Annotated in this window: 26 protein-coding genes and 1 riboswitch; of the genes, 17 read left to right on the forward strand and 9 right to left on the reverse strand. The window is 50.2% G+C overall.

Going from position 1 to position 26159, the window contains the following annotated elements; all coding sequences use genetic code 11:
* Window positions 1–6: 6 nt before the first annotated feature.
* From BMX45_RS02770 to BMX45_RS02810, 9 genes are all read left to right on the forward strand, one after another.
* Entirely contained in the window at window positions 7–1011 is a 1005-nt protein-coding gene (locus BMX45_RS02770) for an asparaginase (RefSeq protein ID WP_090908780.1), read from the forward strand.
* 94 nt (window positions 1012–1105) lie between these two features.
* Window positions 1106–2692 (forward strand): glutathione ABC transporter substrate-binding protein, encoded by a 1587-nt coding sequence (locus BMX45_RS02775; RefSeq protein WP_090908388.1) that lies wholly within the window; start codon window positions 1106–1108, stop codon window positions 2690–2692.
* Window positions 2693–2805: 113 nt separating this feature from the next.
* Window positions 2806–3732, forward strand: coding sequence for an ABC transporter permease subunit (locus BMX45_RS02780; RefSeq protein WP_090908389.1), 927 nt, complete (start codon window positions 2806–2808; stop codon window positions 3730–3732).
* A gap of 60 nt (window positions 3733–3792) precedes the next feature.
* The gene (locus BMX45_RS02785) at window positions 3793–4653 is read left to right on the forward strand and encodes an ABC transporter permease (protein ID WP_254777962.1); all 861 of its coding nucleotides are present in this window, start codon (window positions 3793–3795) and stop codon (window positions 4651–4653) included.
* Window positions 4654–4668: 15 nt separating this feature from the next.
* Complete coding sequence (locus BMX45_RS02790) at window positions 4669–5673, forward strand: ABC transporter ATP-binding protein (protein ID WP_090908391.1); 1005 nt, start codon at window positions 4669–4671, stop codon at window positions 5671–5673.
* On the forward strand, window positions 5670–6659 hold the full coding sequence (locus BMX45_RS02795) for an ABC transporter ATP-binding protein (protein WP_090908392.1): 990 nt from the start codon (window positions 5670–5672) through the stop codon (window positions 6657–6659). The genes BMX45_RS02790 and BMX45_RS02795 overlap by 4 nt, the downstream gene beginning before the upstream one ends.
* 36 nt (window positions 6660–6695) lie before the next feature.
* Window positions 6696–8156, forward strand: a complete 1461-nt coding sequence (locus tag BMX45_RS02800) for a leucyl aminopeptidase family protein (protein ID WP_090908393.1) — start codon at window positions 6696–6698, stop codon at window positions 8154–8156.
* Window positions 8157–8186: 30 nt separating this feature from the next.
* Window positions 8187–8873 (forward strand): copper homeostasis protein CutC, encoded by a 687-nt coding sequence (locus tag BMX45_RS02805; RefSeq protein ID WP_090908394.1) that lies wholly within the window; start codon window positions 8187–8189, stop codon window positions 8871–8873.
* Between the two features lie 35 nt (window positions 8874–8908).
* Window positions 8909–9862, forward strand: a complete 954-nt coding sequence (locus BMX45_RS02810; RefSeq protein WP_090908395.1) for an ROK family protein — start codon at window positions 8909–8911, stop codon at window positions 9860–9862.
* Window positions 9863–10169: 307 nt separating this feature from the next.
* On the opposite strand, the gene BMX45_RS02815 is transcribed toward BMX45_RS02810, so the two are convergent.
* Entirely contained in the window at window positions 10170–10697 is a 528-nt protein-coding gene (locus BMX45_RS02815; RefSeq protein ID WP_036661356.1) for a hypothetical protein, read from the reverse strand.
* A gap of 262 nt (window positions 10698–10959) precedes the next feature.
* Window positions 10960–11093: riboswitch (cyclic di-AMP (ydaO/yuaA leader) on the forward strand.
* 3 nt (window positions 11094–11096) lie between these two features.
* Here BMX45_RS02815 and BMX45_RS02820 point away from each other — a divergent pair.
* A complete protein-coding gene (locus tag BMX45_RS02820; RefSeq protein ID WP_090908396.1) occupies window positions 11097–11573 on the forward strand; it encodes a C40 family peptidase in 477 nt (158 codons plus the stop codon).
* 120 nt (window positions 11574–11693) lie between these two features.
* Here the strand turns inward: BMX45_RS02820 and BMX45_RS02825 are convergent, their stop codons facing one another.
* On the reverse strand, window positions 11694–12968 hold the full coding sequence (locus tag BMX45_RS02825) for a stalk domain-containing protein (protein ID WP_090908397.1): 1275 nt from the start codon (window positions 12966–12968) through the stop codon (window positions 11694–11696).
* Between the two features lie 225 nt (window positions 12969–13193).
* Between BMX45_RS02825 and BMX45_RS02830 the strand changes: the two genes are divergently transcribed.
* Window positions 13194–13583: a 2Fe-2S iron-sulfur cluster-binding protein gene (locus BMX45_RS02830; protein WP_090908398.1), complete on the forward strand. Its 390-nt coding sequence runs from the start codon at window positions 13194–13196 to the stop codon at window positions 13581–13583.
* Between the two features lie 99 nt (window positions 13584–13682).
* On the opposite strand, the gene BMX45_RS02835 is transcribed toward BMX45_RS02830, so the two are convergent.
* Window positions 13683–14540 carry an AraC family transcriptional regulator gene (locus BMX45_RS02835; protein ID WP_090908399.1) on the reverse strand — a complete coding sequence of 286 codons (858 nt, stop codon included), beginning with the start codon at window positions 14538–14540 and terminating at the stop codon, window positions 13683–13685.
* Window positions 14541–14742: 202 nt separating this feature from the next.
* On the opposite strand from BMX45_RS02835, the gene BMX45_RS02840 reads away from it, so the two are divergent.
* The 6 genes from BMX45_RS02840 (at window position 14743) to BMX45_RS02865 (ending at window position 21003) form a co-directional block, all read left to right on the forward strand.
* On the forward strand, window positions 14743–16536 hold the full coding sequence (locus BMX45_RS02840) for an L-fucose isomerase (protein WP_090908400.1): 1794 nt from the start codon (window positions 14743–14745) through the stop codon (window positions 16534–16536).
* A gap of 24 nt (window positions 16537–16560) precedes the next feature.
* Entirely contained in the window at window positions 16561–17220 is a 660-nt protein-coding gene (locus BMX45_RS02845; protein WP_090908401.1) for a class II aldolase/adducin family protein, read from the forward strand.
* A 77-nt stretch (window positions 17221–17297) separates the two neighbouring features.
* Window positions 17298–18809 carry a rhamnulokinase gene (locus tag BMX45_RS02850; RefSeq protein ID WP_090908402.1) on the forward strand — a complete coding sequence of 504 codons (1512 nt, stop codon included), beginning with the start codon at window positions 17298–17300 and terminating at the stop codon, window positions 18807–18809.
* Between the two features lie 83 nt (window positions 18810–18892).
* Window positions 18893–19321, forward strand: a complete 429-nt coding sequence (gene fucU, locus BMX45_RS02855) for an L-fucose mutarotase (protein WP_090908403.1) — start codon at window positions 18893–18895, stop codon at window positions 19319–19321.
* Window positions 19322–19573: 252 nt separating this feature from the next.
* The gene (locus tag BMX45_RS02860) at window positions 19574–20227 is read left to right on the forward strand and encodes a TetR/AcrR family transcriptional regulator (RefSeq protein ID WP_254777924.1); all 654 of its coding nucleotides are present in this window, start codon (window positions 19574–19576) and stop codon (window positions 20225–20227) included.
* A 23-nt stretch (window positions 20228–20250) separates the two neighbouring features.
* Window positions 20251–21003, forward strand: a complete 753-nt coding sequence (locus tag BMX45_RS02865; protein ID WP_090908405.1) for a (S)-benzoin forming benzil reductase — start codon at window positions 20251–20253, stop codon at window positions 21001–21003.
* A gap of 106 nt (window positions 21004–21109) precedes the next feature.
* Here the strand turns inward: BMX45_RS02865 and BMX45_RS02870 are convergent, their stop codons facing one another.
* The 6 genes from BMX45_RS02870 to BMX45_RS02895 form a co-directional block, all read right to left on the reverse strand.
* On the reverse strand, window positions 21110–21655 hold the full coding sequence (locus tag BMX45_RS02870; RefSeq protein ID WP_175495024.1) for a GerMN domain-containing protein: 546 nt from the start codon (window positions 21653–21655) through the stop codon (window positions 21110–21112).
* Window positions 21656–21685: 30 nt separating this feature from the next.
* Window positions 21686–23077, reverse strand: coding sequence for an N-acetylmuramoyl-L-alanine amidase family protein (locus BMX45_RS02875; protein ID WP_254777925.1), 1392 nt, complete (start codon window positions 23075–23077; stop codon window positions 21686–21688).
* 243 nt (window positions 23078–23320) lie between these two features.
* On the reverse strand, window positions 23321–23671 hold the full coding sequence (locus tag BMX45_RS02880; RefSeq protein ID WP_090908408.1) for a YxeA family protein: 351 nt from the start codon (window positions 23669–23671) through the stop codon (window positions 23321–23323).
* 23 nt (window positions 23672–23694) lie between these two features.
* The gene (locus BMX45_RS02885; protein ID WP_090908409.1) at window positions 23695–24426 is read right to left on the reverse strand and encodes an ABC transporter permease; all 732 of its coding nucleotides are present in this window, start codon (window positions 24424–24426) and stop codon (window positions 23695–23697) included.
* Window positions 24427–24438: 12 nt separating this feature from the next.
* Window positions 24439–25191: an ABC transporter permease gene (locus BMX45_RS02890; RefSeq protein WP_090908410.1), complete on the reverse strand. Its 753-nt coding sequence runs from the start codon at window positions 25189–25191 to the stop codon at window positions 24439–24441.
* Window positions 25188–26105: an ABC transporter ATP-binding protein gene (locus tag BMX45_RS02895; RefSeq protein WP_090908411.1), complete on the reverse strand. Its 918-nt coding sequence runs from the start codon at window positions 26103–26105 to the stop codon at window positions 25188–25190. Before BMX45_RS02895 ends, BMX45_RS02890 begins: the two co-directional genes overlap by 4 nt.
* Between the last annotated feature and the right edge of the window lie 54 nt (window positions 26106–26159).

The raw sequence follows: 26159 nt of genomic DNA on the forward strand, positions 1-26159 counted from the left end.
ATGAACATGGGATTTGTGCCATTGGTAGAGGAATATCGCGGGAACGTATTGGAGAACGTGCACTACGGCGCGATCAGCGTCGTAGATGAGAACGGAAAGGTTGTATACGCAGCAGGCGATCCGCATCACATGACCTTTTTAAGATCGGCGGCCAAGCCGTTCCAGGCAATTCCGGTAATGAAACGCCGGATTGACGAAGTGTACGGACTAACGGGGGAAGAAACGGCCTTGTTTGCCGCCTCCCATCGGGGCGAGCGATTCCACATTGATGCATTGGAATCCATTCTGAAGAAAACCGGGATTCGGGAAGAGAACCTTCACTGCTGCGCGACGTATCCATTGAACGAGGATGCTAAGGCGCAGCGCCATCGCGATCATGAGGAGAAGCGCAGAATTTTCCATAACTGCTCCGGCAAGCACAGCGGCTTGATTGCCCTATGCAAGCATATGGGCTGGGACGAAAGCACGTATTACAAACCGGAGCATCCGGTTCAGCAAGAGATCCTCGAGACGCTGGCTTATTTTGCCGAGGTTCCGGTTTCCTCGATCCCGCAAGGCATTGACGGCTGCGGACTTCCCATCTTCGCGCTTCCTCTGGATCGCATCGGGTATTCCTTCCTCAAGCTGGCATGCCCGGATTTGATCGAGGATCCAGAGACTGCAGAGGCAGCAGCCAGAATGGCGAAGCTGATGAATGAGTATCCGGATATCATTGCAGACACCAAGTTTGTGTGTTCGGCTCTGCTCCGGGACCACAACCTGACAGCCAAGGGCGGCGCGAAGGGCGTGTACGGCATCGGTCTTCGGAAAGAACGCTTGGCGATCTCGCTTAAAGTATCCGACGGCTCCGAGCAGGTATGGCCATGCATCATCGCTTCCATTCTGGAGCGTCTCGGCTACAGCGATCAGTCTACGATTGACCGGTTGTATGAGCTGGTTCCAAATGCAATTTTCAACGATGGGGGCACGCTTGTCGGTGAACGGCGCGCTGTGTATGAATGGAATGCTTAAACGGTGAGGAACTCAAGGCGGCAGGCAGGCTGTTTCATGCCGAAGCGGCGAGTGAATCTATAGATATTCACTACATCAAAGGGGGAGTAAAACAATGAGATTCAAAGGTAGAACATGGTCACTGCTCATGCTGCTGCTCGCATTTACGATCGTTGCGGCAGGCTGCGGCGGAAACAGCGGAAGCGGAGAAGGGGCAAGCGAAGGCGGCGAGAGCAAGCCGGTGACAAAAGATAACAAAGATGTTGTCATTGCGATTAACGCCAACTTCATCACGCTTGACCCTCACAATGCCGGAGACACGCACTCCATTTCCGGTGCTCGCACGATGTATGAAGGTTTGATGGGCTTCAACGAGAAAATGGAACTCGTTCCCGTGCTGGCTGAAGACTACAAGATCAGCGAAGACGGCCTGACGTACACATTCAATCTGCGCCAGAACGTCAAGTTCCATGATGGAACGGATTTCAATGCGGAAGCGGTAAAAGCCAATCTGGATCGCATCATGGATGAAAAGAACAACCTTAGAATGCGCAAGAGCTTCTCAACAGTAGCCGATGTTCAAACGCCGGATGAACACACCGTTGTCATCACCCTTAGCCAGCCGTATAACGCTTTCTTGAACAAGACGGCCATGGCGCTGATGATCAGCCCGAAGGCCCTGAAGGAAAGTGCCGACATCACCAAGAACCCGGTAGGTACGGCTGCTTACAAATTCAAGGAATGGATTCAAGGCGACCGCCTTGTCGTTGTGAAGAATGAAGATTACTGGCAAGAAGGACTTCCGAAGGTGGACAGCATTACGTTCAAACCGGTACCGGAGAACGGTTCCCGTATCGCGATGCTGAAAACGGGCGAAGCGGACTTCATTTATCCTATGCCGACAGAGCAAGTGTCCGAAGTAGAAGGCGATTCCAATATCGTCATCGACAAGACTGATTCTACGATCGTGCGTTATATCACGCTGAATACGATGAAGAAGCCTTACGACGATCTGAAGGTGCGTCAAGCGATCAACTATGCGATCGATAAAGATGCTTACATTAAAGTCGTTAAATCCGGACTGGGTTCGAAGCTGACTTCTTCCATGTCATCCATGACCCAGCACTACTTCGAGCAATCCGGTTATGATTATGATCCGGAGAAAGCCAAGGCCCTTTTGGCTGAAGCAGGATATCCAGATGGATTCGAAGCTGAGATTTGGGGAGAGAATGATTCCGAAACGGTAAAAGGCATGCAGTTTATTCAGCAGCAGCTTGCCCTCGTCGGAATCAAGGCTGAACCGAAGTCGATGGAAGGTGCAACCCTGTCCGATCAGATTAACTCGGCTACGCCGGAAAACGCGAAAATTCAAATGTGGTACGTAAGCTGGTCTCCATCGTCCGGCGATGCCGACGGCGCGACAAAAGGTCTGTTCAGCAGCGAATTCTTCCCGCCAGCGGGTTCCAACACCGCTTACTACAAGAACGACAACGTTGACCAATGGATCAAAGATGCTAACGCATCCGTCAAAGCTGAAGATGCCAAAGAAATCTATGCAAACATCCAAAAACAAATCTGGGAAGATGCTCCTTGGGCATTCCTCGGAGTCGATCAGGTCATCACGGGCAAACGTGCTTACCTTGAAGGCGTGAAGGCCCTTCCGGACGGATCGATCAGCGTGATCAACGCAGAAGTCAAATAATCAGGCAGCGAAGAGCTTGCTAAACGTATACCTTGTGGTGGGCCGCCTCTTGAATCAATAGGAAGCGGCCCATCGTATTTTAAAAGCTGGCATGTTGAAAGGAGGCACATCCTTTGGGAAGATATGCAATTCAGAGGCTGCTGGGTGTAATCCCGCTGTTGTTCGTTGTATCCATCCTTGTATTTATGTTCATTCACCTGATTCCTGGAGATCCGGCACGGCTTGTTGCAGGTAAGGATGCCACCCTTGAGGAGATCAACGGGATTCGAGAGCAGCTAGGCTTAAACTTGCCGCTATGGCAGCAGTATGTGAACTACATGAGTGATCTGTTGAAGGGTGACTTGGGTGTATCCGTTACTTCCGGTTTGCCGGTGACGGACATGTTGGAAAGCCGCTTTTTCCCGACGATTGTCCTGACCTTTACCAGCCTTGGCTGGGCACTGGTCATTGGTCTGATCATTGGTATCATATCAGCAGTCAATCGCGGCAAATGGCCGGACTATATCGGGATGCTGACGGCTATATCCGGTATTTCCCTGCCAGGTTTCTGGCTTGGTCTTGTATTGATTCAAATTTTCTCCGTTGAGCTGGGCTGGTTCCCTACAGGGGGCATCGACAGCTGGCAATCCTATATTTTGCCTTCCTTTACGCTGGGAGCGGGGATTATGTCCATGCTGGCAAGATACTCCCGTACTTCGATGCTCGAAACGATGCGCGAGGATTATGTCCGGACCGGACGCGCAAAGGGATTGCGGGAATTCGTCGTTGTCGGCAGGCATGCGCTGCGCAACTCCCTGATCCAGGTCGTGACCGTAGCGGGCCTTCAGTTCGGATTTTTGCTGGGCGGCTCGGTTATGGTCGAGACGGTATTCAGTATTCCCGGCATGGGGCGTCTCTTGGTAGATTCCATCGCGTTCCGGGATTACACCGTGATTCAAGCGCTTCTATTGCTGTTCGCAGCCGAATTTATCCTGATTAACCTGATTGTTGATTTATTGTACGGTGTACTGAATCCAAAAATCCGGTATGCATCGAAATAGGAGGGGGAGCTCATGAGCGACAATTCAACAGTGACGGTCCATTCCTCCGTACCGGAGGATATGCTTGCGAAGAGTCAGGCAACTGGCAAATTCAAAGCGTTTACGTCTAAATTCTTGAAACAAAAGCTTGCCGTTATATCAAGCGGATTTATTTTGTTACTACTTGTGCTGGCGGTGATCGGTCCGCATATCGTTCCGTATCCTCCGAACGAGCCGAACTATGATGCGATGATGCAAGGCCCGTCTGCTGCCCATTGGGCTGGAACGGACGAATACGGCCGCGACATTCTCAGCCGCTTGATCGACGGTACGCGGTTGACCATGGCGGTCAGCTTAAGCGCCGTATTTATATCCGCCGTGCTGGGTACGATTCTCGGATTGATCAGCGGGTACTATGGCGGGTGGCTGGATCGCCTCATCATGCGGGGCAGTGACGTTATGTTCTCGTTCCCTGACCTGCTGCTGGCCATCGGTATCGTGGCAATACTGGGGCCGGGCTTATCCAATGTAGTCATCGCGGTGGCGGTCTTCGGGACCCCGTCGTTTGCCAGAATCATTCGAAGCGTGACGCTCTCCGCAAAGGAATCTTTGTATGTAGAGGCAGCACGGTCCATGGGTGCCAAGCATAACCGGATTATCTGGAAACATATTTTTCCCGAGACGGTTCCCAGCATTATCGTCAACGTATCGATGAGAATCGGCGGCGCCATTCTGGCGGCTTCTTCGTTAAGCTTTCTCGGCCTTGGTGCCAAGCCGACGGAACCGGACTGGGGCGCCATGCTCAGCATGGGTCGGGATTACTTGAGTATTGCACCCCATATCGTGTATTACCCGGGGCTTCTCATATTCCTGACCGTGCTCGCATTCAACCTGATCGGTGACGGACTGAATGATGCCCTTGATCCGAAGACGAAAAACTAATAGGGGGGATAGATCGTGACGCAAACATTGCTTGAAGTTAAAGGTCTTAAAACCGAATTCAAACGCGATGGCTCATCGGTGCTTGCCGTAGCAGGAGTGGATTTTCATATCAATAAAGGCGAAGTGCTCGGGCTCGTGGGTGAATCCGGATGCGGCAAAAGCGTGACCTCCCTGTCCATCATGAGGCTTCTTAAAGACACGCCCGGCCGAATATCCGGGGGCTCGGTAAGCTTTGAGGGCAAGGATCTCGTGCAAATGTCGGAAAAAGAAATGCGCCGCTATCGCGGAAATGAGCTGGCCATGATCTTCCAGGAGCCGATGACGTCGCTGAATCCCGTCCTTCGGATCGGGAAGCAGCTGGAGGAAGCGATTATGCTGCACTTGGGATACGGCCGCAAGAAAGCGCGGCAGCATGCCATCGATTCGCTCAAACTCGTCGGCATTCCGCGGGCGGACGAGGTCGTGGATGACTATCCGCACCAATTATCCGGCGGCATGCGCCAGCGGGTCATGATTGCGATGGCCATGTCGTGCAATCCGAAGCTGCTGATCGCGGACGAGCCGACGACCGCCCTGGACGTTACGATTCAGGCTCAAATCCTGGATCTGATGAATCGACTCAAGACGGAACAGGAAATGGGCATGCTGCTCATTACCCATGACCTCGGCGTTGTGGCTGAAATGTGTGACCGGGTGGTTGTCATGTACGCTGGCCGAGTCGTCGAAGAGGCGACGGTCGAGGAATTGTTTGAGAACCCGCAGCATCCCTACACCAAAGGACTCATAAATTCGGTGCCCAAGCTTAGACAAAAGGTGCGCCGCTTGGAATCCATTCCGGGGAATGTACCGGATTTGCGGAACATGCCGCAAGGCTGCAAATTTGCTCCGCGTTGTCCGTTCGTCATGGAGCAGTGCCTCTCCCAGGAGCCGGAACTTCTTCCTGTTGTAAATGAAGAACATCGCAAAAGCCGCTGCTGGCTGACACAGGAAGGTCACTCGAAGGGAGGAGAAACCGCATGAAAGAAACACCTTTATTAGAAGTAAAAAACTTGCAGAAATCATTCACGGTAAAAAAAGGGTTCTTCGGTACGTCCAAGCAGCTCCGTGCCGTGGATGGCATCTCCTTCGCAATCCATAAGGGCGAGACCTTCAGCCTGGTTGGCGAGAGCGGCTGCGGCAAATCGACGACCGGCCGGCTGGTGACCCGACTGCTGACGCCGAATAGCGGCGAAGTGATTTTTAACGGAATCGACATTAGCGGATACAACGAGAATCAGATGCGTCCGCTGCGCAAAGACATGCAGATGGTCTTTCAGGATCCGTACGCTTCCCTTAATCCAAGGATGAAAGTCAAAGAGCTCGTAGCGGAGCCCTTGCTGATTCATACCAAGCTGAGTTCCAAAGAGCGCGATAAACTGGCTTGCGAGCTGTTGGAAACGGTCGGTTTGAACAGCTTCCATGCCGAACGCTTCGCCCATGAGTTCAGCGGCGGGCAGCGCCAGCGCATCGGCATTGCCCGAGCCTTATCCGTGCGTCCCAATCTGATTGTAGCCGACGAGCCTGTATCGGCACTGGACGTATCCATTCAATCCCAGGTATTGAACCTGCTGCAGGATCTTCAGGAAGAATACGGACTGACCTATCTGTTCATCTCCCATGATCTCAGCGTGGTTGAGCATATCAGCGACCGGATCGGCGTTATGTATCTGGGCGCGCTCGTGGAGACGGCCGATAAGGAGACGTTGTACGATCGACCGCTTCATCCTTACACTCAAGCGCTGCTGTCGTCGGTGCCGGTTCCGGATCCGAAGCAGAAGAAGGAACGGATCATTCTGAAGGGGGATCTGCCGAGCCCGGTCAATCCGCCGACAGGCTGCCGATTCCATACCCGCTGTCCTTCCTGCATGGAAGTATGCAAACAGATTACGCCTGTATACCGTGAGATTGAGCCGGGACATCAGGTGGCTTGCCATTTATATGACGAAGAAATCATGAAGAAGGCGTAACAGGCATTTTCTCATAAAAGGAGGTAAGGGCTCGATATGAACATCACCATCGATGAAGTTCAGCTGGCAGATACTTCGATTTATGCGGTTTATGAGGGGGAAGAGTCTCATTACCGCTTAACGGAATCCCGGAAGCAAAGCCAGACGCTGACCTGGTTCTATGGACGTTCCGAGCACGAGTCGGACGATCTCGTTGCCGGAATGGGGCGACGTTCGAACCTGACTTCGGAGCAGGTGCGAAGAACGGGCGCTTCGGCCGCAAGAGCGCTGCTCAAGGAGAATAAAACAAGCGCCGTGCTGATCCGCCCGGCAGTTAGCAATGTCGGGGCAGCATCAGGGATTTCGGCGAAGGAAGAGCTCCAGGCGTGGTTGGAAGGCTGGCTGTACGGATTATATCAATTCAATAAGCATCGCGGGGTTACGGCCAATCTGCAAGCCCTGTCTCTTCATCTTCGGCAAGAGGACTGGGAGGGGCTTTCCCGTGAAGATATAGAAGCTATCATCCGAACGGCGGAAATCCGGATCGAAGGAACGCAGTTCACCCGAGACTTGGTGAATGAATCACCTGAGACGTTAAATCCGGAGGCGTTTGTTGCGGTCGTTGAGGATCGTTTCAAAAAAGCGCCCGTAGACCTTCACGTATACCGCGGACAAGAGCTTCACGACCGGCAGATGAACGGACTGATCGCCGTGGGTGCCGGCAGCAAATACGAGCCAGCGATGATCGAGATTTCCTACAATGGAGCGGAATCCGGGAAGGAAAGCCCTCATATCGTGCTTATCGGCAAAGGCGTTACCTTTGATATGGGCGGCATGAACGTTAAGATCGGCCGAGATATCAGCGATGCCCGCATGGATATGGGAGGCGCAGCCGCCGTCGTGGGCGCCATGGATATTCTGGTGTCGCGGAAAGCTCCGGTACGGGTTACGGCATTGGTCGCCGTAGCGGATAATTTATCGGGACCGGATGCGATGCTTCCTTCTTCCGTCGTTCACTATCCGAACGGCCTGAGCGTTCAGGTAGCGAATACGGACGGGGAAGGAAGATTGATCATTGCGGACGCGCTGCTGCACGCAGCCCATCTTAACGCAGATAAGGTGATCGATATCGCTACCCTTACCGGCAATGTCGGTGCGGCATTGGGCTTGGAGATTGCCGGTATTTGGGGCGATCAGGAGATAACGGCCGATTTGGTCGAGATCGGGGAGCGCAACGGAGAGCGCTTATGGCCCATGCCGCTGATGGACGAGTATGAATCCGAGCTCAGAAGCGATTATGCCGACCTGAGGAATGTCGGCACGTCGACTTTGGCAGGCGCGATCACGGCAGCGTTGTTCATCCGACATTTTGTGGCGGAGACCATGAAATGGGTGCATATCGATATGGCAGGCACGGTCCAGTATAAACGGGAATTCCCTCACTCCACGGCAGGGGCTACCGGCTATGGAGCCAGGCTGCTGGCGGACTATGTGGAGAAGCAGTTTCGCCCTGCATAAGCGAACCAACGACAGTAAGGAGTGAAGAACATGCTGCTTGAAATTATCGCAACATGCGTGGACGATGCCATCACAGCCGAGAAGAATGGCGCGGATCGTCTGGAATTGATCACGGCGATCACCGAAGGCGGGCTCACGCCGGGCATCGGTCTCGTGGAAGAGGTCGTGAAAGCCGTTCGGATTCCGGTCCATGCGATGGTAAGGCCCCATAGCAGATCCTTTGTGTATAACTCGCTGGATATAGCAACCATGGTTGCGGAGGTTAAGGCGATCCGCAAAGCGGGTGCGGCTGGCGTGGTCCTTGGCATGATGACTCCGGAAGGAAAGATCGACGAGGCCGCCTTGGCCCAAATGCTGGAATGGACGGGCGATATGCAAGTGACATTCCACCGGGCTTTTGATGAATTGGAAGATCAGTTCGAAGGGCTGCGTACGTTGCAGAAATACCCGGCCGTCACCCGCGTCTTGACCTCGGGAGGACCTCAGCCGGCACCGCAAGCAATCCCGAGGATACGCGAGCTTGTGGAACAAGCCGCAGGGAGCGGGCTTAAGATATTGGCCGGGAACGGCCTGAAGTGGGAAATCATACGCGATTTCATCGACCAGACCGGCGTGAGCGAGGTTCATTTCTGCTCCGCTGTCCGGTATGGCCGATCAGGGCTGAAGCCCATTGATCCGGTTGAGCTGCGATCATTGGCTGACAGCTTACATCAATAGAAGTAGCAAACCTATCGGAAACAGGTGAACAAAAATTGCAAACCGAATTGAATAAACAGCAAGAATTTGTGGTTGGCGTTGACCTTGGGGGTACGAAGATCGCGGCAGCGCTCTTTGATTCCGAAGGACAGCTGCTGAACCGGGAGCAAATGGAGACAGCCGGAGCGCGTACGGCCGAGGAAGTGGTCGCGAGAATTACGAACATGATTCGCAGCGTGTCGGGCGGCCACCCGCTTCGAGGCGTAGGCATGGCTTCGCCGGGAACGGTTAACAGCCGGGAGGGCATTGTCATTCACGGCACGAATTTGCCGGAATGGACCAACGTCCCTCTCAAAGCCTGGATGGAACGAGATCTGAATACGGAAGTACAAGTGCTGAATGATGCCAATGCAGCCGCATGGGGCGAATATGTAAGAGGTGCCGGCCGAGGGTCGACGAACATGGTTTACGTGACGCTCAGCACAGGCATCGGTTCAGGCATCGTGCTGGATGGCAAGCTGTTTCTGGGCAGCAATTCCTTTGCAGGGGAGCTTGGGCATCATATCATTGATCCCAGCGGTCCGCAGTGCAATTGCGGCAGCCATGGCTGCTGGGAGGTGTTTGCTTCAGGAACGGCCATCGGCCTGGCAGCATCCCAGCGGATGCTTACCCAGACCAGCGTTATTTCTGAACTGGCCGCAGCCGATGGAGGCGTGAACGCCAGGCATGTATTCGAGGCTAAACGTCTTCATGACCCCGTCGCAGTGGAGGTCATCGATCGTGCCGTTTATTACATGGCGCTTGGAATGGTTAACGTCATTCACAGCTTCAACCCCGATCGCATCGTGGTTGGCGGGGGTGTGAGCAGAGCAGGGGAGCTCCTATTCCCGCAGCTGCGGGAAATGACGGATAAGCTCGTCATGCCGTCCTATCTAGGAACGTACGAGATCGTTCCTGCGGGACTGCGGGACGATGTTGGCCTGGTGGGAGCCGCAGCCTTGTTCCAATAGTACATTCGTAAAGAAAAGGCAACAAAAGCCGCCCTTCAAGGGCGGCTTTCTGATTATTTCATGAAGAGAGCGGGAAACGGAGCGATCATATTTGCGTAAGCGAAGTCCGTAACTTGTGACAGGTGATAGGCGTAAACCGTAAGCCGTCATCCGTTTTCACTGGAGTCGAGTTTTTGGTTTCCTATTAGGTTTGTTTGTATCCGACAAACAATAAGCGGTTGCCCGCACTTTCCCGCCCGCCGACGGAAGCCGCCGGCTCCAAACCCGCACGCGAGGCGGCCTGCAGGCTTGGAGCCGGCGGCTTCCGCTATTCCATGTATTTTGATGCGTCGAACGTAATCATGCTCGTATGGTTGGCATGCTCGATCAGTGAGGAGAGCCTGGTCACTTCGCGTTCCTTCTTGCGCGCCTGCGCCTGATAAGCTTCCGGATCGTATAAGGCCACGTTAAACAGCGTTACGGCGCCATCTCCGCTTCCCCGGCCGTTCTGGCGCTCCAGCTTCTTGCGGGAGCCGAGATGGGCAAGTTGTCCGATATCGCTGCGCATTTGTTTGGCGAGCTCGATCGCCTCCATGATGGTCATGTCGGAGCCGTTCCAACTAATGGTCTGCGTCGTGTTGGAGATTGCCATCAGCAGATCCAGCTTTCTGTAATCCGCTGCGGCGGCTTCGATCTCTTCCGTAATGGCATCCACGCTTCGTGCAGGATACTCCGCCGTTTCCCCTTTTTCAATGATCGTGCTGCTGTTGTTCAAGCGTTCCGACATCAATTGATTCATGAGACGGTTGATTGCTGCCCGGACTGCCAAAGCTTCAGCCATCGTGATTTGACTCATAAGCGAAGGATCACCTCTTTGATTTCTTGTCTGAATATGTAAACGTTCCGAACTGCCAAAAAGTTGCATGCCCGTTCATAAAACGTCGCCGGAGGCTCGATGGAGTGTTACATAATTGTCATGAGTATGTGAGATGGCATTATGAAAATACATGAAAATTTTCAGCCTAAACGACATTGATTAACATATAGTGATAGATTTCTAGGATATTATTGACAGCATCCTTGCTTGTATACTATATTAAGAGAAGGTTACAAAATGTTAATGAATTTTGCCGAATTTCGTTTGTGAAAACGGGGGAACCGTCTTGGGTGAATTATTCTTGTACCATAGAGAGTATAGGGAACCTTCAACCGAACCCTTAGCTAACTCCGTAGGCATCGAAGGAGAGAACATATTTTGAAGAAATTTGTCATCACATTGCTTGGGTCTGCAATTATTTTTTCTTCAGGTGCCGTATCAGCCTATGCTGATCAACAACCGAATTTTCAGCATCAAGTGAAGCAATTGGTAGGAACGCCTTATAAATGGGGCGGAACAACGACAAGCGGATTTGATTGCTCCGGATTTATTCTGTATATGTTTAGAAATTTCGACTTGGATCTTCCACGCACTTCCCAGAGTCAGGCTAATGCCGGGGTTCATGTGGATCGCGAGGATCTGAGAGTCGGAGATTTGGTATTCTTCAATACAAGCGGAAGCGGCATTTCCCATGCGGGCGTTTACATTGGAGATGGACAATTTGCGCATGCTTCCAGCAGCAAGGGCGTAAGAATCAGCAAGCTTAGCGACTCCTATTACGAACCGCGTTATGTTACGGCGCGCCGTGTATTGAGTCAAGAGAACTATGCTAAACTGGTAGGAAGCGCGAGCTAATTGGAATACGCAGTTTAGAGTGCGATACATAACCGGAAAGCCTGACAAGAGATGATCTTGTCAGGCTTTCTTTTTTTTTTGAAGATTATAATTGGGGATGCTGCGAAAGGATTCATTAGATTATTCCTTTACGACAGAGGCATTCACGGCGGCTTCCATGCCATTATTATAGGAACGGAACAAGCCCAGACGCCAGAAGGCGGCACCTTTCAGACCATAGCGCTTGGCCAAGCCGAGCTTATCGTCGACGGATGTGGCGGTTTCGCTGCTTAAGCTGATGCCGAGCAGGAGCTTCTGCTTAGGAACGCCTGCCTGAAGTGCCTGCTGAATGGCTTGGTCCACCAGACTGTTGGGTTCAGGAACCTGGGCTTTAGTGCCAACCGGATTGTACTGATACGCCATGACGATGAGATCGTCGGCAAGGGAGGCCAGCGTCTTGTAATCATAGCCTTTATAGGCGCTGTTCAATGGCGGAACCGCTAAGGACAGAGCCATGTCGCTCGGCAATGCCGCTTTCAATTGCTTGACGTAATCATTAAGCAGCTTCTGCTGCTTCACGGCATCCAGTTTAAAACCGAGCCCTTCGAAATCAAGCACCACGCCGCCGAATCCGTTATCCGCCACCGCGGTTGTGATGCCCTCAATGGACTTTTGGCGTAGGCTGCTGTCGCTGAGGACTTTGGTTAATTCGCCGTTTCCGTCCAAAGCGTATACCATCAGGTACGGTTTAATCTCCCGATCCGCTGCATCCGCAACAATCGATTGCGGAGTCACGTCGCCGGCCGGCGCAGGCAGACGATACTCGTCGCCTTGAAGCGTAAACTGACCTTCCCGATCAATGCGGCTCCAGCCGAAGGCGACTGAATTCATGGATGCTACGAGATCCCGCTCTTGGAAAGATTGCAAAGCGTAAAAGGCTCTTAGATGCATTTCGCGCTGCGGCGACACGAGGGAGACCGTGCGAGTCGCCTGATTCCAGCCCACATTGACGCCGAATTGGCTGCTGAACGAGCTGAGCGGAATCAGAACGCGGCCTTCCCGCTGGACAGGGGGAGCGGCCAGCTTCACTTTTTTACCGTTGACGGTTGCGCTCGTGCTTCCCACTTGAAGCAGCACTTCCGTCGTTTGACCTTTCACCTCGCCGATGGCCTTCACCGTTTGCGTCTTGCTGTTCCACGTGATTTGAATGCCGAGCGCCTCACCGACCGTCCGGAACGGCACGTAAGTGACCCCTTTGTCTATCCTGGGAGCTGCATCGAATGTAAGCGCAACGTCATCCAGCTTTACCGAAATGGCAGGCGCAGCATGTACCTGGCCGATATGGGGAGCGGTTCCGAGCAGAGATAAGGCAAGAACGGCAGCGACGGCCGTTTTTCCTATTGGTTTATGCAGCATGCTATTGTTTTCCCTCCAATCCAATAAAATAATAGAATGATTCTCATAGAATATGGAATTTGCTCTAGCATACGCTAGTATAGCAAAATTTTCATAGAGTTCCAATTGCATGATGTCATAGAATCGATAAGAGTAAGCATGTTGATTTTTTAAACTTTCCAGTATAATAATTGAAGGAATTCATACATAACCTGATGATTGTACATTGCATAGGGGGATAAAGGCGTGTTTAAATTCTGGAAAAACAAAAAGGGCGGGAACAGTGAAGGGGAATCGTCACCTCCGGCAGCGGAAGAGAGAAGGGAAGCCGTGCCGGACCGGATCATTGAGCTTTCAGGCCGCGAGGTACAGCGGAGCGTGGCCCCTGTTCTGGGCATGACGGTGCTTGACTTGGCCGAGCGGAATGAGGTGGATTGGAACTCTTTTTGCAAAAGAGGGACATGTGCGCGCTGCCGCTGCATGGTGGTGGAGGGAATCGAGTATTTGTCCGAGCCCAATCTGGCCGAAGAACGGCGCCTGGATCCGGAAGAAATCGAAGAGGGGTACCGTCTCGGATGCCAGAGCAGGATCGAAGCGGTCGGCCCCGTCAAAATCAAGCATGCTCCATACTTTTGACGATATAGAAGGACATACAACTGTAATATATTTAAAAAGCAGGCAGCCGCCCCAATGCGGCTGCCTGCTATGTTGAAAGGAAAACAGACGAAAATTCCTTCACTCCACGGCCATTTTGCTCTGTTCTCGGAACGAGCTTGGCGTTTGACCGGTAATTTTCTTGAATAACATCGAGAAATACTTGTCGTTGCCGTAGCCGACCTGGGAAGCAACCTCATGCACCGGCATTTCGGAATCCGCCAGCAGGCGCTTGGCCTCTTCAATCCGGCGGGATATCAAGTAATTGAAGGGGGAATCGCCGACTTCTTTTTTGAACAGATGGGATAAATAATGCTGGCTGACATACATCGTATCGGCAATGTCTTTGAGGCTGATGCTCTGGGTGTAGTTGGCGTCGATAAAGTGCTTGGTCCGCAGCGCGATTTCATTCTTGCCCTTTAAGGATTGGAATTGGTGTTTAACGTCCACGATGCGATAAATCACGGTAATCAATGACATCAGCAGGTTCGTGCTCAGCGTTTCATATCCCAGTACCTGCGAATCGCATTCGCGGAGGATCTCGGAAAGATAGCTCTCCACTTTATAAGCGTATTTCTCGCAGGATATGACCGGCTCGACATAGGCCGGCAGCAGCATCCCCTGAGGCACCCCTTCAATGTGAAGCGAATCCACGCCGCAATAGATTACCTTGAAAGGCCCATTGGTGATGGATTTCTCCTCATGGGGAATGCCAGGGTTATAGATGGCGACATCGCCTTTGTTAAGCTCATATACTTTACCTGCTATGGTGAATTCTCCGCGTCCTTCAACCACAAAGATGATCTCGCAGAAATCGTGGATTTGCGGCGGGCCATAAAAGAAGTCCTCGTCCACGACCTGGCCGGCAAAGAGCAGCTGCGGATTTTTGATGAAGCGGAAGTGATCGCTTTTACTATGCGAGATTTCGATTTTTGGCACGGTCTCGTCCCTCCTGAAAGCAGCATCCTTTTCCTATTATAATGCATATTGCTCCTCGATGCCGAAATCGTTTGCAACCCGCTTACGCATAGGTACACTGTCTTGCTGAAATTGGAGACCGATATAACAAAATAGTGGGTTATCCTCGAGCCCGAATCAACTTACAATGATGTCATAATCTTTATAGGGAGGCGTGACATACATGACAATTGAAAACGATTACAGATGGCGGGACGGATTTCCGAAAATCGGCATTCGCCCTACGATAGACGGCAGACGGAGAGGGGTAAGGGAATCCCTTGAGGAACAGACCATGAATCTGGCCAAGGCCGTCGCCGAGATGCTGACGAAAGAGCTTAAATATCCGAACGGCGAGCCGGTTGAATGCGTGATTGCGGATACTTGCATCGGCGGCGTTGCCGAAGCGACCGCAGCGGCCAAGAAGTTCAAGAATGCCGAGGTCGGCCTGACGATAACCGTTACGCCTTGCTGGTGTTACGGAACGGAAACGATGGATGCGGATCCTTCGCGTCCGAAGGCGGTATGGGGCTTCAACGGAACAGGACGTCCGGGCGCGGTGTATTTGGCAGCCGTCTTGTCGGCCCATGCGCAGAAGGGACTTCCCGCATTCGGCATCTATGGCGAAGACGTTCAGGATGAAGGGGATACCCGCATTCCGGATGACGTTCAAGAGAAACTCCTGCGCTTTGCGCGGAGCGGGCTGGCTGCGGCCTATATGCGCGGACAATCGTACTTGTCCATGGGCTCCGTGTCGATGGGCATCGCCGGCTCGATCGTGGACGACAGCTTCTTCCAGGAATATCTGGGCATGCGGAACGAATATGTGGATATGAGCGAGTTTACGCGCCGTTTGGAGGAAGGGATCTATGATCCGGAAGAGTATGAGAAGGCGCTTGCTTGGGTGAAGGAGAACTGTACGGAAGGACCGGATAACAATCCGGAACATCTGCAGAACAGCCGGGAGCGCAAGGATCTCGAATGGGAAACCGTCGTCAAAATGACGCTGATCACCCGTGATTTGATGATCGGCAATCCGCGATTGAAGGAGCTTGGTTTCGAAGAGGAAGCCCAGGGCCACAGCGCGATCGCTTCCGGCTTCCAGGGGCAGCGCCAATGGACGGATCACTCCCCGAACGGAGACTTTCTGGAGACCATCCTCAACTCCTCCTTCGATTGGAACGGCAGACGTTCGCCCTATATCGTGGCAACGGAGAATGACAGCCTGAACGGAGTCGGCATGCTGTTTGGATACCTGTTAACCAATACGGCACAGATTTTTGCGGATGTGCGGACGTACTGGAGTCCGGCCTCGGTAGAACGGGTTACCGGCTACAAGCTTGAAGGCAAGGCGGAGAACGGCATCCTGCATTTGATCAATTCCGGTTCGGCTGCACTGGACGGAACGGGCGAGCAGGAGCTTGACGGCAAACCGGCCTTGAAACCGTTCTGGGATATCACGGATGAAGAGGTTGACCGCACGCTCAAGGCCACGCAGTGGAGACCGGCTAACCTGGAGTATTTCCGGGGCGGCGGATACTCGACCGACTATCTGACGCGCGGCGGCATGCCGATGACGATGTTCCGCCTTAACTTGGTGAAAGGACTGGGTCCCGTCCTGCAAATCGCCGAAGGCTATTCCGTGGATCTGCCGTCGGAGGTGCACGATACGCTCGATAAGCGTACAGACCCGACATGGCCAACGACTTGGTTCGTACCGAACCTCACGGGAGAGGGAGCCTTCTCCAGCGTTTATGAGGTCATGAACCAGTGGGGCGCCAATCACGGCGTGATCAGTTACGGACATATCGGAGCAGATCTTATCACCCTGGCTTCGGTGCTGCGAATTCCGGTCAACATGCATAATGTGCCCGCTAACGAGGTGTTCCGTCCTCGTGCATGGGGCATGTTTGGAACGTCCGATCCAGAAAGCGCCGATTTCCGCGCTTGCCAGAACTTCGGTCCTCTATATAAATAAGGCCATTCGAGAGGAGAGCGAATCATGCTGAATGTAGAAACGAGAAACGAGCTCTGCAAGTATGCCAAAAAAATCGTCGACAGCGGACTCGTTGTAGGGCCAGGAGGGAACATCAGCGCCAGGGCAGGGGACAAAATGTATTTGTCCCCGAGCGGTTTCGCGCTGGAGGAGATCGAGCCGGAGCAATGGATCGAAGTCGATATCCCGACGGGCGATATTACCGATACGGGTCTGCGGCCTTCCTCCGAAGTGCTGATGCACCTGTACGGATACCGCAGCAACCCTGACATCGGGGCCATGGTGCATACGCATCCGTCCCATTGCATTGCCTTTACGCTGGTGGAACAAGAGCTGCCGGTGATGTTCCCTGATCAGGCGGCATTGGTCGGCCGTACGGCTTATATCCCGTACATCATTCCAACGACGGATTTGTTGGCGGATGCCGTCGCGGAGAAGGTGACCACGGCCAGCTCCATACTGCTGGGTAATCATGGACTGGTCACAACCGGCCGGAATCTGCGCGAAGCGTATTACCGGACCCAAGTGGTTGAAGAGAGCGCCAAAATTTATCTGAGCGCCAAGGCGGCCGGCACGCCGGTGCCGCTGACAGATCAGGAAGTAGCTGATATTGCTGCACTGGAGAGCGAGGATTATCGAATCCAGCTTCTGCAGAAGATGAAATAAATGTCGAGTTAAGCTTCAGACTCGGTTAGTTGAAATTTGAATTGGTTTCGTACCTAAGGTGAGAAAGGATGCGGCGTATGAGCAATTCATCTGCGGTGCTTGCGTTTGACTTGGGGGCCAGCAGCGGCCGGGCGCTGCTGGGCGAAATCACCGCTTCTGATCATGACTCTCCCGGCATACTGAAGATTACGGAGATTCATCGTTTTGCCAATACCCCCGTTCAGATGCGAGATCGTCTGCACTGGAACTTTCCGATGCTGCTCCAGGAGGTCAAGCATGGCATTCGTAAAGCGTTTCAGGACGGTTATCGCCCGGTCAGCTATGGCATTGATTCGTGGGGCGTCGATTATGGACTTATTGACCGGAACGGAGAGCTCATCGGAGTGCCTTATCATTATCGTGACCTCCGGACGGATGGCATGGTGGAGGAAACCTGCAAGCAGGTTGGCAGAGAGCGGCTGTTTCAAGAAAGCGGCCTGCAATTCATGCCGTTTAACACCATCTTCCAATTGAATGCGATGCTCAAGGCGAAGTCGCCGATGCTGGATATCGCGGACAAGTTCCTGCTCACGCCGGATCTTCTGAACTATTTTCTTACAGGGGTTCAGGCATGCGAGTTTACCATGGCAACCACGACCCAGCTGTATCATGTTACGGAAGGCAAGTGGAATGAACGGTTAATGGATGAGCTGGGACTTCCCTCGTCCTTGTTCCTTGAACCCGTACAGCCGGGAAGCGTGATTGGCAGGCTGCAGGATGCCGTGGCGCAAGAGCTTGGCGTTCCGGCGATCGAAGCGATTGCCGTGGCGTCGCACGATACGGAATCCGCCGTGGTGGCTGTTCCGGCGAATGCCGCCCGGTTTGCTTATCTCGTATGCGGGACCTGGTCGCTTCTCGGAACCGAGCTGCCGGAGCCGCTTGTTCACCCGGACGTGCTGGAAGAAGACTTCTCCAATGAGGGTGGGGCTTATCAATCCTTTCAATTGCTGAAGAATATCATGGGCCTCTGGATTCTTCAGGAGTGCAAGCGGCAGTGGGAAAATGAGGGACTGAAGTATTCTTATGCAGAGCTGGTTGAGCTAGCGGAGGGCACGGTGCCTTTCCGCAGCCTCATCCATCCCGATGATCTGCGCTTCATGAATCCGGCCGATATGACGGCTGAAATTCGGGATTATTGCCTGGAGACCGGGCAGCCCGTTCCGCAAAGCGCCGGTGAGTATGTCCAGTGCATACTGCAGAGCCTAGCTCTAAGATACCGGGAAGTGCTTGAACGGATGGAAGTCCTGACAGGGCACTCATACGATGGGCTTCATATGGTTGGCGGCGGCATTCAAAACGAGCTGTTATGCCGGTATACGGCGAATGCCATGGGCCGTACCGTGTGGGCGGGTCCGGTAGAAGCCAGCGCCATCGGGAACATGCTGGTTCAATTTGTGGCCAATGGCACGCTGTGCAGCAGGGAAGAGGGGGTCGAGCTCGTGAAGCGGTCTTTTCCGCTGGCCTGGTATGAACCCGAATCCAGTGAGGATTGGGAGGCAGCGTTCCTGCGTTACAAGTCCTTGATCGGACAGCAGCAGGCACAGCCCTGATCACAAGAGCGTTCAGGGACTGACAGCTCCCTGGCTCAGATTCTCATCTTGCTTCAAAATCTGATAAAGAAGGATGTCGTTCCATGCTAAAAGGCATATCTCATTTGCTCTCGCCTGAGCTGCTGAAAATACTTATGGAGATGGGACACGCGGATGAAATCGTTCTTGGCGACGCCAATTTCCCTGCAGCCAGTCACGCCCGGCGGTTGGTCCGGGCAGACGGACATGGAATCCCTGCGTTATTAAAAGCAATATTGCCGTTATTTCCGCTGGATACGTACGTTGAATCCCCGGTAGCGCTGATGGCCGTCACCCCCGGAGATACCATGGAAACGCCGATCTGGGAGGATTATCGCAAGATCGTGCAGCAGTTTCACGCCGTTCCCGTTGACTTCGATGAGATGGAACGCTTCTCGTTCTATGAACGCGCCAAGAATGCGTATGCCATCGTGTCGACGGGCGAACAAGCGCTGTATGCCAATGTTATCCTTAAAAAGGGCGTAGTCGTATAGTTGAAAATGCCAAAGAGTTTAGGGGTTAAATCCTTCTAGGCTCTATATGAAGAAAACCCTTGATGATTCAAGGGTTTTTTGTTGTTGCCGAGGACAGTCTGAATAGGTATGCAATACTGACCGTTTTGGTTAATGAAACCCCGATGCCGTAAAAGCAATGAAGAAAATTCATATACGGGGAACTCCTTAAAGAATCATGACACATGGGCGACCTGCCCACCATATTTTTTTAAACGATCGGTCGTTAAATTATTGACAATACATTATGATCATCCTTATAATGGCATTAATTCAAATGAAGGGAGCCTGAGGGTTATCAAGAAAAGAGATATTACATCTAATCATATCGTCCAAGCGGCATATGAGCTGTTTGCAGAGCATGGGATAGAGAGAACGAGTTTGGGCTTGATTTCTAATAAAGTAGGCATAACCAAATCCTCTATATACTACCATTTTGCAACAAAAGAAGAGTTGATTAGCCGAACCTTTGAGTATATTTTTAGAGATCATTATTTTGCTGCATACTTTGATACTGAATCCGTTAATGAAGACAATTTTGTAGAGACGATAATTAGAGGCGGTTTAAACATGCTGCCAACCGATGGTGAAGAGTATCGTTCAACCTTAAGAGTGCTTAGTGAGTTTACAATGCTAGCCGAGCGTGATGACCAATTTAGGGCTCCCTTGTTGAAAGTTCAACAAGATTTTGTCAACGGTTTTTATAATTTATTGTCAAAAGGCGCTGAATGGGATCTAGTTGAACCTACAAAAATCGAAGTTAGTTCTACAATTCTTGCCTTGCTGATTGATAATTTGTCTAGATGCAAAATGATGAAGATGGATATGGAATATCAGATGATTTGGGAAGAGACTGTTAATCGAATTATGATTCGAGAAAATACATAGTTAGCTTATAAGGAGCGGTCCATTTGAAACATATTATTATTACAGGTACATCAAGGGGTATCGGTGAATCTTTGGCTAATCAATTAATCGATAAGAACCACCACCTTATATGCATCTCTAGAACTACAAACCAACGGATTATCGATCTAGCCCAGGAAAGGGACTGCAGAGTTGACTATTTTAATTATGATTTAACAAACATGGGCGATATTGATCAACTTTTCGAAGAAATCTTCAGCCCAATTGAGCTCAATTCCAACGATGAAGCGATCTTTCTTATCAATAATGCCGCCATGTTGACTCCTGTAAGCCCAATTGAACGGATAGAAACCGATAAAATAATAGAGAACATCCATTTAAATCTATTAGCACCGATGATCATAACCGCAAACTATCTCAGACATACCAAGGATATGAATGTGGACAAAAGAATTCTAAATATATCCTCAGCATCCGCAAAATATTTATTACCCTCACAAAGCTGTTACAGTACTGGAAAAGCCGGCCTTGACTCGTTTACCAAAAGTATTGACATTGAGCAAAAGCTCGCTACATATCCTGCAAAAGTAGTCGCTGTATATCCAGGCATGATCGATACCCATTTACAATCGGAAATACGATCCGTAAGTATGGACCTGTTCCCATATGTTCATGAATTCATTCAACTTTCCGAGGAAGGAAAATTACAAACCCCCGAATATACTGCGCACAAATTAATCGAGATTCTGCTAAGCGAAGATTTTGGTAAAACTGTTGTTATTGAAACCATTGATTAATGATCCGATTAATCGCCTACTGACACAATTAAGATTCAGAAATGAATGCCACAGTATACGACAGTCAACTACATACTAAACCTAAAATAATTCTTGGGGTCGAACGTTATTCACGAGTTAGTGGATGTTCTATTTCCACATGACCCATTAAACTTTCGGTTGCATCTCCGTCAACAAGCAGTTCAATACTGCTTATTTCTTCAAACTGAAAAAATGTTTCTTTCAGGGCATCGATGGCTAGAAGTTCTCCTCCAGCACCTAATCTTGCTTCATCCGGAATATGCACATCAAGTGTCAATTTTCCTTGATTAAAAGTCGATGAGAGTAAATCAATACCATTCCATAATGAGATCAATTCGGTTTGATCGTTACTTTTAAGGGCGGCAAACGTCTTACTGTATTTGTCGGAGTCATCCTCAAAAGTAATATTCTTCGTACTTTGTTCTAATTGTAATAGTTGGTCGTCCGCGTAAAAAACCTGAATATCTTGAGATTGTTCGCCCTCCTCGTTCTGATTAGCTGTTGTCTCGGGTGAAGTACTTGCAGGGTCAGAACCCTGCACTGGACCAGAAGAAGTAGGCTTGCTACCACAGCCCACCGCTAGTATGCTGATGGCACAAATTGCGATAGCAAGATAGATTCCTTTTTTCATAGGAGCACATCCTTTTAAATTGATCATTGTTTATAACGTCAGATATTCTTTTATTCCATCAACAATGGCTTGTGCCGCTTTATTTTGATTGGTTTCTGACATCATAGCCTCTTCCTCAGATTTGTTACTTAAGAATCCGATTTCCAAGAGAACCGCAGACATTGTGGTTTCTCGAATGACCTGGTAATTTCCGTTCCTAACGCTACGATCTTTAAATCCCAAGGCCTTAATCAAATTATGATGAATGAGGTTTGCTAGTTCTTTACTACTTTCACGTTGGTAATAATACGTTTCGGTTCCCGATACTTGGGGAGCAGCCTTTACGCTGTTACCGTGTATAGATACAAACACATCTGCCTTAAGATCATTAGCAAGTTTAACTCGTTCCGATCGTGTAGGGTAAATATCCGTTTCACGAGTCATAATCACTTCTATGCCAGATTCTTGTTGTAAGAGAGCCTGAACTTTAAGGCCTAAAGCAAGGGCAAAAATCTTCTCAGGCTTTTTGGAGAAACTAGTTGTACCTGGATCACTTCCTCCATGTCCCGGATCAATAACGACTATTTTTTTGCCACTGCTGACAGGAGTTATAGGAACAGGTTCGTTTACCATACTTAGATCAAGGATGAATTTGCCGGCGATGGTCTGTTGCTCATAATTAACCGAACGAACATTGTTTAGTTCAATCACGATTCGAACTTGAGCAGGGTCATTTTTGAAAAGAGAATAACGTATATCGGTAATATTTGGAGATTCACTAGTATCTAGCCTCCCCATGGCTCCGCCAGAGAGTGCTTGTCCCATATCTCCCAAGTTGGTAGATGGAAAATCCACGACGATTCGTTCAGGGTTTTGAAGAGTTGTTATCACTGGAGTAATTTCCTGGTCTAACGAAACCACCAGTTGGTTACTTGCATAGTTTATTTCATGAATTTGATTAGTGGCTGCTTCGATCCCACTTTCATTAGAGGGCTCTGATGGAAGGGATGTATTGCTAGATAGAGTAACAAGCTTGTCCTTGTTATTCCAGCCAACGCTCAGACCCATTTCTTCACTAACAAAACGCATGGGAACGACAACCGTGTTCTTAATCATTTGAGGAGCAACGTTAAGCGTCACGGTGTCGTTTTCGACTAAAGCCTCATTTTTCCCAACGGTCAATGAAATTGCTTTTGAGCCTTGTTGAATATGTACATTTTGTGTTTTTTTATCCCAATTCACATTGAACTTTAAATTCTCAGCGACTACTCGAATTGGAATCATAATATTGTTGCGTATATTAACAACTTCAACAGAATGAGGTAACACAAGCTCCTGGCCATCTAAAAAAATTTTTGTTTGTTTTGCAGCTGCTTGAGTGTGCATGGGAATTAGAAAGAGTAGCAGTGCAGTAAACAGTAGCATCATCATAGATTTCTTCATTTTACACCTCGGTTTTAATTTTTACTTAAACTAATTTACTCATCTCCAATGACCCGTAAGTTAGTTCAAAAGCTGAAAGTACAAACTACTAAATTATGACATCATTCTACAATTATACATATTTAACCTGTGAATCGGTACCAAAAATTGAAAATATCAGTTGAAGTTTATAGCTAAGGGGACACGATCGTTCAATGCTAAAAGACTGCCCAAGGCAGCCTCAACAACATGAATTCATCCATACTATTGTCGATATCGCCGCTGAACCGTCTCAGGCAGTTCCTTGAAGGCAACCTCTTCCCAGCGCGTGACTCCCCGAAGCAGCGTGTGATATAGCTGTACATAAGCTCCTTCTCTTAATTGCTTTCCGGCCGAAAACCCAAGTCTTCTTTCATGTCCTTTCCCATTATATGAAGTCAGCTCATAGTTGTAACGTCCATTGTCATCTTGAATACCGAGGCCGGTTATCATCGTATAATAGATGTTTTTACCTGCAGAATTTTCTGGGGTAAGCTTCTCTGAGTCCAAGAAGAACATCCACAAACATGCTCCAATCAGGATGATGAGCCCCAGCACTAGTACTATTTTTTTCATTCTAAAAATCCTCCTAAGCGTAATCAGGATGAGACAATGTCTTTATTCTTCAACCGGCGAATAGTCATCGATGCAAAAATGATGATGAAAGCCAAATTGATGATCCAAAACAGAATGTTCTGCATGTCTGTTAACGGATCTTGACTCATCACACTCATCCCGATGTTGAGTAACGAGAACGGGAAAAATAGGCCTAACTTGGCAATATACATGCCCAGACCAATAAAGACCGCGCACAGACTGATGCCGATCGGCGTGGCAAAGCTGCGGATCCGCAGCGAAAGTCCCAGTTGTAGAGCAGTAATGGACATACACGCATACCATCCACGGATCATCCAACCTATAGTCTCTATCGGGAAAGGCCCGGGTAAGGAGAATAGGGTACCTGCAACCCAATAGAGTCCTATGAACAGTACTTGCGCGAACAAGATTAAAACACCGACGACTATCCATTTTGCAAGAAACACGCTGGCAATCGAAACAGGAGAGGTCATCACGATATTCCAATTTCGGTTTAAATGCTCCAGCCTACCAATATAGGAACAGCAGATGGAAATCAGAATAGGCAGGAAAAACACGCCGTAGAATAGGGCGACCTGGGTCCAAAGACTGTACCAACCATTTTGCAGGGCGTCCTGGTTAAAATAATAATTCGCACATCCAATCAACAGACTTAGAATTGGAAGCACCGCGATGATAAGGCCAATTCGAGAATGACGCAGTTTGAGCCATTCAGCAGAAATGCTTCGTTTCATAAACGCTCCTCCTCAGATTTCCTGCCTGCTTACATGGAAGTTCCCCACGAAATAGAACAGGAGAGTCATAATAAACGAACCCAGTACGATTCCAACGCTTTCAGGCTGTACGATATAGACGCTCGCAGACTCGGCGTATCGATAAGTTACAGGACTGAGATCCAAATAGTAAGACCAAATAAAAAGATGCCGAATTGCAGCCGGAAATAATCCGGCGGTCATTCCGATGAAGCCGCCCAGCATGCCCAAACCCAGCGCAAACGCCTGATTTTTGATAGCAAAAGATATCCACTGTTGAAGAGCGGCAACAGCAAGCGTCGTGAGGAGAGTGCCTCCAACGAAACGGAATAATAAATCGCTAGGCAGCGTACCGGGGAAATCCTTTGTGAGCCCGATCACGATGATGAATAAAGCCTGTACCCCGATGCCATACAGGATTAGACTATTGGTGCATATATACTTCGCTGCGTAAAGCCGTCCGCGTCCAACATTGGTGGCAGCAAGCATTTTCCAGGTCGATCCCTTATGTTCCATATCACAAATGCGTGAGACAACAACAGCCGACATAATGGGCATAAACAAACCATTCATGGATGATATACTAAAAAAAACGGATTCCCAAACGGCGTGATCCGGGTTGCTCGCAATGGACCGGCTTATGGACATAAAAGCCCACAGCATCTCTACGACAAGAAATAATATCATCATGATCCCTATTTTTTTGCGACGGATTTTATAATACTCCAGCCCTAACAACTTGATCACAAGCTCCGCCCCTTTCCTGTCAGCTCCAGGAATATATCCTCCAAACTTGTCTTCTGCTCTTCAATCCGAGTGACTTCGATTCTATGTTCAACAAGCAGTCTGTTCATCTCTGCCACTTCCGTATCCTGAAGCGTGCCGAGCTCAAGCCGGCTGCCACTTTGTGCCGGGCTGTATCCTTGAGTGAGCAGGAGCTGCTCGGCTTTCGCATTGTCCCCGGTTTTCATAAAAATGGCGTTTCTGTTTTTTTGCCGCAAGCTTGCCATACTCCCCTGATACAACAGATTCCCTTGCGTGATAATACCAACGGAGGTAGCGATTTGTTCGATCTCCGAGAGGAGATGGCTGGAGAGCAATACAGTGATTCCATAGCGTTCAGGCAATGACTTGATGAGCTCCCGAATTTCTCCAATGCCTGCGGGGTCAAGTCCGTTCGTCGGCTCATCAAGGATCAGCAGCTTGGGGAAAGCAAGCAGTGCCATCGCGATGCCCAGCCGTTGCTTCATTCCTAGCGAATATTGTTCCGTTTTTTTGTTTTTCTGATTTTCCAGCCGCACAATACGAAGGGCCTCGTGCACGTTTTTATCGGGTACATTCCGAAGGCGCTGCATAACCTTCATATTCTCAAGCCCGGTCAAATGCCCGTAATAAGAGGGAGATTCAATCAGCGACCCGGTACGTTGCAGAATGGATGGCCGATGTTTGCTCAGGTTTTCCCCGAAAATATGGATGGTCCCTTCCGTAGGCTTGACGAGACCGAGAAGCATTTTTAGCGTCGTTGTTTTCCCTGCACCGTTTGGGCCCAGAAACCCATAGATTTCTCCCTCTTGAACACGTAAATCCACTTTATTTACACTGTTATTTGCCCCATACGTTTTAGACAGATTTTGCGTTTGCACAATTGCGAGTGCACTCATAAGAAAGTCAGCTCCATTCCAGTCTTTAATTTCTCCTTCGTTTCAACCATAAAG

This window comes from Paenibacillus sp. cl141a (assembly GCF_900109305.1).
GTDB lineage: Bacteria > Bacillota > Bacilli > Paenibacillales > Paenibacillaceae > Paenibacillus_AQ > Paenibacillus_AQ lautus_A.

Excerpts from the sequence above, each read along its gene's own strand:
- BMX45_RS02800 (WP_090908393.1), top strand. The coding sequence starts at position 6,696 with ATGAACATCACCATCGATGAAGTTCAGCTGGCAGATACTTCGATTTAT.
- BMX45_RS02885 (WP_090908409.1), bottom strand. The coding sequence starts at position 24,426 with ATGAAACGAAGCATTTCTGCTGAATGGCTCAAACTGCGTCATTCTCGA.
- BMX45_RS02840 (WP_090908400.1), top strand. The coding sequence starts at position 14,743 with ATGACAATTGAAAACGATTACAGATGGCGGGACGGATTTCCGAAAATC.
- fucU (WP_090908403.1), top strand. The coding sequence starts at position 18,893 with ATGCTAAAAGGCATATCTCATTTGCTCTCGCCTGAGCTGCTGAAAATA.
- BMX45_RS02825 (WP_090908397.1), bottom strand. The coding sequence starts at position 12,968 with ATGCTGCATAAACCAATAGGAAAAACGGCCGTCGCTGCCGTTCTTGCC.
- BMX45_RS02870 (WP_175495024.1), bottom strand. The coding sequence starts at position 21,655 with ATGAAAAAAGGAATCTATCTTGCTATCGCAATTTGTGCCATCAGCATA.
- BMX45_RS02895 (WP_090908411.1), bottom strand. The coding sequence starts at position 26,105 with ATGAGTGCACTCGCAATTGTGCAAACGCAAAATCTGTCTAAAACGTAT.
- BMX45_RS02815 (WP_036661356.1), bottom strand. The coding sequence starts at position 10,697 with ATGAGTCAAATCACGATGGCTGAAGCTTTGGCAGTCCGGGCAGCAATC.
- BMX45_RS02795 (WP_090908392.1), top strand. The coding sequence starts at position 5,670 with ATGAAAGAAACACCTTTATTAGAAGTAAAAAACTTGCAGAAATCATTC.
- BMX45_RS02850 (WP_090908402.1), top strand. The coding sequence starts at position 17,298 with ATGAGCAATTCATCTGCGGTGCTTGCGTTTGACTTGGGGGCCAGCAGC.
- BMX45_RS02785 (WP_254777962.1), top strand. The coding sequence starts at position 3,793 with ATGCTTGCGAAGAGTCAGGCAACTGGCAAATTCAAAGCGTTTACGTCT.
- BMX45_RS02805 (WP_090908394.1), top strand. The coding sequence starts at position 8,187 with ATGCTGCTTGAAATTATCGCAACATGCGTGGACGATGCCATCACAGCC.
- BMX45_RS02845 (WP_090908401.1), top strand. The coding sequence starts at position 16,561 with ATGCTGAATGTAGAAACGAGAAACGAGCTCTGCAAGTATGCCAAAAAA.
- BMX45_RS02770 (WP_090908780.1), top strand. The coding sequence starts at position 7 with ATGGGATTTGTGCCATTGGTAGAGGAATATCGCGGGAACGTATTGGAG.
- BMX45_RS02880 (WP_090908408.1), bottom strand. The coding sequence starts at position 23,671 with ATGAAAAAAATAGTACTAGTGCTGGGGCTCATCATCCTGATTGGAGCA.
- BMX45_RS02775 (WP_090908388.1), top strand. The coding sequence starts at position 1,106 with ATGAGATTCAAAGGTAGAACATGGTCACTGCTCATGCTGCTGCTCGCA.
- BMX45_RS02875 (WP_254777925.1), bottom strand. The coding sequence starts at position 23,077 with ATGAAGAAATCTATGATGATGCTACTGTTTACTGCACTGCTACTCTTT.